This is a genomic window from Halomonas sp. (assembly GCF_033549285.1).
Lineage (GTDB): Bacteria > Pseudomonadota > Gammaproteobacteria > Pseudomonadales > Halomonadaceae > Halomonas.
Genome location: NZ_JAWSUJ010000161.1, coordinates 1 through 5,543, shown reverse-complemented (window position 1 = coordinate 5,543; position 5,543 = coordinate 1). Strand labels below are relative to the sequence as shown.

7 protein-coding genes are annotated in these 5,543 nt (G+C 70.5%); all 7 read left to right on the top strand.

Annotation, left to right across the window (positions count from 1 at the left end; genetic code table 11):
• On the top strand, positions 1–396 hold a 396-nt coding region (locus SCI24_RS20635), incomplete at its 5' end, for an FAD-binding protein (RefSeq protein WP_318727158.1).
• 288 nt (positions 397–684) lie between these two features.
• Entirely contained in the window at positions 685–1,296 is a 612-nt protein-coding gene (locus tag SCI24_RS20630) for a superoxide dismutase (RefSeq protein ID WP_318727157.1), read from the top strand.
• Between the two features lie 247 nt (positions 1,297–1,543).
• Positions 1,544–2,350, top strand: a complete 807-nt coding sequence (locus tag SCI24_RS20625; RefSeq protein ID WP_412930319.1) for a DUF3450 domain-containing protein — start codon at positions 1,544–1,546, stop codon at positions 2,348–2,350.
• Positions 2,347–3,735, top strand: coding sequence for a MotA/TolQ/ExbB proton channel family protein (locus SCI24_RS20620; RefSeq protein WP_318727155.1), 1,389 nt, complete (start codon positions 2,347–2,349; stop codon positions 3,733–3,735). The genes SCI24_RS20625 and SCI24_RS20620 overlap by 4 nt, the downstream gene beginning before the upstream one ends.
• Positions 3,719–4,252 carry a MotA/TolQ/ExbB proton channel family protein gene (locus SCI24_RS20615; protein WP_318727159.1) on the top strand — a complete coding sequence of 178 codons (534 nt, stop codon included), beginning with the start codon at positions 3,719–3,721 and terminating at the stop codon, positions 4,250–4,252. Before SCI24_RS20620 ends, SCI24_RS20615 begins: the two co-directional genes overlap by 17 nt.
• Positions 4,245–4,655 (top strand): biopolymer transporter ExbD, encoded by a 411-nt coding sequence (locus SCI24_RS20610; protein WP_318727154.1) that lies wholly within the window; start codon positions 4,245–4,247, stop codon positions 4,653–4,655. The genes SCI24_RS20615 and SCI24_RS20610 overlap by 8 nt, the downstream gene beginning before the upstream one ends.
• Positions 4,652–5,437: a TonB family protein gene (locus SCI24_RS20605; RefSeq protein ID WP_318727153.1), complete on the top strand. Its 786-nt coding sequence runs from the start codon at positions 4,652–4,654 to the stop codon at positions 5,435–5,437. The genes SCI24_RS20610 and SCI24_RS20605 overlap by 4 nt, the downstream gene beginning before the upstream one ends.
• The last annotated feature ends 106 nt before the right edge of the window (positions 5,438–5,543 follow it).

Sequence of the window (5,543 nt, the reverse complement as noted above, 5' to 3'; positions counted from 1 at the left end):
GTCAAGGAGGAGCTCGCCCAGTCCGACCGCCCCGAGCTGGGCGCGGCCAAGGTGGTGATCTCCGGCGGCCGCGGCATGGGCAACGGCGACAACTTCAAGCTGCTGGAGGGCATCGCCGACAAGCTGGGCGCGGCCATCGGCGCCTCCCGCGCCGCGGTTGACGCAGGCTTCGTGCCCAACGACATGCAGGTGGGCCAGACCGGCAAGATCGTCGCCCCGGACCTCTACATCGCCGTGGGCATCAGCGGGGCCATCCAGCACCTGGCGGGCATGAAGGACTCCAAGGTGATCGTCGCCATCAACAAGGACGAGGAGGCGCCGATCTTCCAGGTCGCCGATTACGGCCTGGTGGCGGATCTCTTCGAGGCGCTGCCGGAGCTGGAAAGCAAGCTGTAAGAAAGATCGGGATCTTCCAGGTGGCGCTCTCGACAGTCATCGGCCTGGTGGCGGACCTCTTCGAGGCGCTGCCGGAACTCGAGCAGAAAAGCTGTAGGGAGAGAGCTCCCAGATTGCGCCAGTGCGCGAGCCGGCCCCTCGAGGGCCGGCTCGCGTCGTTCAGGGCGTCGATTAACATCTTCTATACAAGGGATAACAGGAATCATTAGCAACAACTGTGCATCCCTGCCATCCTTGGGGTGACACGGGACCACGCGTCCCGATGGAAACCAACGAGGAGGAGTGATCATGGCGCATACCCTTCCAGACCTTCCCTATGCCTACGATGCCCTGGAACCGCACATCGATGCGTTGACCATGGAGATCCACCATTCCCGTCACCATCAGACCTATGTCAACAACCTCAATGCGGCCCTCGAGGGGACCGGCCTCGAGGATGTACACGTCGAGGAACTGATCGCCAACCTCGACCACGTGCCGGAGGGCAAGCGCCAGGCCGTGATCAACAACGGCGGCGGTCATGCCAACCATTCGATGTTCTGGCAGATGATGTCGCCAGATGGCGGAGGCCAGCCGCAGGGGCAGGTGGCACAGGCGATCGACAGCGAACTGGGCGGCTTCGATGCCTTCAAGGAGGCCTTCACCAAGGCGGCGCTGGGTCGCTTCGGCAGCGGCTGGGCCTGGCTCAGCGTGACACCGCAGGGCAAGCTGGTGGTGGAGAATACCCTCAACCAGGACAGCCCCATCATGGACGGCAATACGCCCGTCCTGGGACTGGATGTCTGGGAGCACGCCTACTACCTGAAGTACCAGAACAAGCGCCCGGACTATGTGGCGGCCTTCTTCAACGTGATCAACTGGGAGGATGTCGAGCGTCGCTACCGCAACGCCACGGCCTGATGCCGGGTCCCTCTATCGCCGGTCGAGCCGCACCCCCTGGGGGTGCGGCTCTTTTCTTGCGCAGGCGACCTGGATCACCAGGGTTGTCACAGGTCAGTGTCCGGCAGGTCAGTCGCGCCACTCCACGGCATCCCTGGCCCGATGATGGCACCATCGTGTGGGGGCTGGCGCCATCATTACGCATTGATAATCGTTCGTATTGGTGGCATGGTGGCTGCCCTGCCCGGGACCACGACGGAGAGCCATGGTGAGGACCTTTCGCTTACAACTGCCGGCCGGCATCGCCCTCGGACTGCTGTCCTGCGGCCTGCTCCAGGCGCAGGAGCCCGTTGTCGAGGAGGCTCGCCAGGCCCAGCGCGCCCAGGCCGAGCTCCAGTCGCGCATCGACGCGGCCGATGACGAGAGTCGCAAGATGCTGGCCGAGCTGCGCCGCCTGGAGGCCGAGACTCGGCGCCTGGAGGCGCGCAGCGATGCCCTGGCGCCCCGCCTCGAGCGCCAGGATGAACGCCTGGACCGCCGCGAGGCGGCGCTGGATACCCTGGCGGAGACCCGCGAGGCGCTGCCGCAGCTCGAGCAGGCGCTGGTATCCCGCCTGCAGGCCTGGGTGGAGCGCGACCTGCCGTTCCTGAAGGCAGAGCGCCTGGCCCGCGCCCAGGGCCTCGAAGCCGGCCTGGACGACCCCGACACCTCGGCCGCGGAGCGCCTGGATCGACTCCTCGCCGCCTGGCGCACCGAGCTCGACTATGGCCGCGAGCTGGATGCCTGGCGCGGGATCCTGAACGAGGGGAAAGATGAGGGCGGCGCCCGCCGTGAGGTGGACTTCCTGCGCCTGGGGCGGGTGGGGCTCTACTACCTGACCCCCGATGGCCGGGAGGGTGGCGTCTGGCGAGCCGAGGCCGAGCGCTGGGAGGCCCTGGACGAGGCCGGACGCGTCGAGCTGCGCCACGGCCTGCGCATCGCCCGTGACCAGCGGGCCCCGGAGCTGCTGACCCTGCCGATCTCCCGGCCCCTCGAGCGGGCAGAGACGACCACCCCCGCGGAGGCGAGCCCATGAGTCATTCCTGGACGCATGTCGCGCATCGTGCGCTGGCAGGGCTCGCGATGGCTGTGCTGATGGCTGCCGTATTGCCCGCCCAGGCCCAGGACGAGCCCCTGACCACCCTGCGCGCGGAGCGCGAGGCGGCCGAGGCCCGCGATGCGGCGCGGCTGGCCGAGCTGGTCGAGGATCGCGATGCCCTGCAGGCGGCCCTCGAGGAAGCCCGGGAACGCCACGAGGAGGCCGAGACACGCTTCGCGGTCCTGTCGGAACAGGAGCAGGCCCAGCAGTCGCGTCGTGACGCGCTCGACGAGCGCCAGGCCGGGGAGGGAGAGGACCTGGCCGCGGTGCTGGATACCCTGGCGCGTCATAGCGGCGAGCTGCGCGATGCCCTGGCCGAGAGCTGGATCACGGTGGGCGGCGCCGAGTTGCCGCCGCGCCTCGATGACGCCGAGGTGCTGCGTCCCGAGCATCTGGAGACCCTGGGCGATACGCTGATGGCGCTGACCGCCGAGACCGGACGGGTGGTCGCCTTCGACGCGCCCGTGGCGGGCGGCGACGGCCAGGTCGCCACCCGCGAGGTGGTGCGCCTGGGCGACCTGGCGGCCTTCAGCGAGGGGCAGCTGCTGAAGCGTGGCGCCGAGGAGGGCGTGCTCGCCACGGCGTCTCGCACGCCGGGGGAGCTGAGCGAGCTGCTCGCCGACTTCCAGGCCGGGGAGGGTGACCGCCTGGGGCTGGACCCCGCCGGCGGCCAGGTCATCGAGGCCCTGGCCCAGCGGCCGAGCCTCATGGAGCGCTTCCACCAGGGCGGCGCCGTGGGCTATGTGGTGGTGGGCCTGGGCGCCATCGGCCTGCTGGTGGCCCTGGCCCAGTACGCCTACCTGCTGAGGGTGAGCGTGGCGACGCGCCGCCAGCTGCGCGACCTCAGCCGGCTGCGCGAGGACAACCCCCTGGGTCGCGTGTTGCTGCGCTTCCGGGCGCTCGCCGACGACCCCGTGCCCGAGGCCCTGGAAGCACGCCTCGACGAGGCGGTGCTGGCCGAGCTGCCGCGCCTCGAGCGCGGCCAGCCGCTGGTCAAGCTGCTCGCCGCCGTGGCGCCCCTGCTGGGCCTGCTGGGCACCGTCACCGGGATGATCGTCACCTTCCAGGCGATCACCGTGTTCGGCACCGGCGACCCCCAGCTGATGGCCGGCGGCATCAGCCAGGCGCTGGTGACCACCGTGCTGGGCCTGATCACCGCCGTGCCGTTGCTGTTCGCCCATACCGCGCTGGCGGGGCGCAGCCGCCACCTGGCCGGGGTGATGGAGGGCCAGGCCAGCGCGGCCCTGGCCACGCAACTCGAGCATCGCCGGGCCACCCCCACAGCCTCCGGGAGCGAGCGTCGTGCTGCCGCTCTGGCTTGAGCCCCTGGCGCGGCTGGTCGATGCCGGCGGGATCATCCTGGTCGGCATCGCCGGGGTGGCGGCGTTGCTGTTCAGCCTGGCCCTGGAGCGGGTGCTGTTCTTCCGCCTCACCTATCGTCGCGCCCGCCGCGGCCTGATCGCGCGCTGGACGGCGCGTCCCGACCACCACAGCTGGAGCGCCCTGACGCTACGCGAGGCCTGGACCCGTGAATTGATTTCACGGCTGCGGCGCCCGCTGCCCTGGCTGAAGCTGCTGGTGGCGCTCTGCCCGCTGCTGGGGCTGCTGGGCACCGTCACCGGCATGATCGCCGTCTTCGACAGCCTGGCGCTGAGTGACACCGGCCAGGCGCGGGCCATGGCCGACGGCGTGGCGCGCGCCACCCTGCCGACGCTGGCCGGCATGGCGGTGGCGGTGGTGGGCCTGCTGTTCACCAGCCGACTGGAACAGATCATCCGGCGCGAGGAGCAGCGGCTTCATGACCGGCTGGCCCGCGCCGTGGAGGAGTCCCATGCGTAGACGCCGCAGCCTGGCCGCCGAGGGAGGCGATGCCGGCGAGATCAACCTGACCCCGATGCTGGACGTGGTCTTCATCATGCTGATCTTCTTCATCGTCACCACCAGCTTCATCAAGGAGAGCGGGGTGGAGATCGAGCGGCCCGAGTCCAGTGCCGCCAGCCCGCAGCCCGATGCCCAGCTGATGGTGGCGATCACCCCCGAGGGCGCCGTCTGGGTGGACGGCCAGCCGGTGGATGCCCATCGCGTCGGCGACGCGGTGGCGGCACTCGTCAGCGGCGATGGCGGGGTGGTGATCCAGGCCGATCGCGAGGCCACCACCGGCCTGCTGATCGAGGTGATGGACCGCATCCGCGAGGCCGGCGTGGAGCAGGTCGCGGTAGCCGCGACCCGTCGCGCGCCATGACCCGAGTGACCGTCTCGGTGCTGGCCGGGTCGGCCCTGGCGCTGCTGCTGTTCTGGCTGCTGGCGCTGCTGGTCTCGCCGCCGGAGCCGGAGATCGAGGTACGGGAGATGCGCATGTCGCTGACCCGCGTCGAGGCGCCCCAGCCCGAGCCGGAAGCCGAGGCGGCCGAGCCACCCGTCGAGGCCACACCCCCGGCACCTCCGGAGGCGGTGGTACCGCCGCCGATGCCCGAGCCCGCGCCACTGGCGCAGAGCGAGATGGCGCTGCCCGATCCGGAACCGGAACTCCCGCCGGAGTTGCCCGAGACACCGGAGCTGGACAGCGAACTGCCGGAGCTCACCGAAGCGCGGCCAGAATCGGAGCCACGGCCCGTACCGGAGCCACAGCCTGAACCTGAGCCCGAGCCGCAACCGGTGGCTGAGCCCCGTACGGACGCCTCGTCGTCCACCCAGGAGGCACCGCCCACCGACTCGTCCGGCGAGACGGCCAGCGCCGCGCTGGCCAGCAGCGAACCGGTGGATGTGGGGCAGGTCGCGCCCACCGAGCGGGTGCCGCCCGCCTATCCGGCTCGCGCCCAGCGGCGCGGCCTGGAGGGCCATGTGGAGCTGGAGTTCGTGATCCGTGCCGACGGCCGCGTCGATGCCGAGAGCGTTCGCGTGCTCTCCGCCCGGCCACGCAACGTCTTCGACGACGCTGCCCGCCAGGCGGTGGCGCAGTGGCGGTTCGCGCCGGCCGAGGGTCTGCGTCGCGCCCGGCAGCGCCTGGAATTCCAGCTGAGATAGCGAGCCAAGGAGAGTGTTCATGATGCGTGTTCGTCTTTTCTCCCTGGCCGCCGCCGGTTGGCTTCTCGTTGCCCCGGTGGCCTCCGCGGCCCCGGCGTTGCCGAGC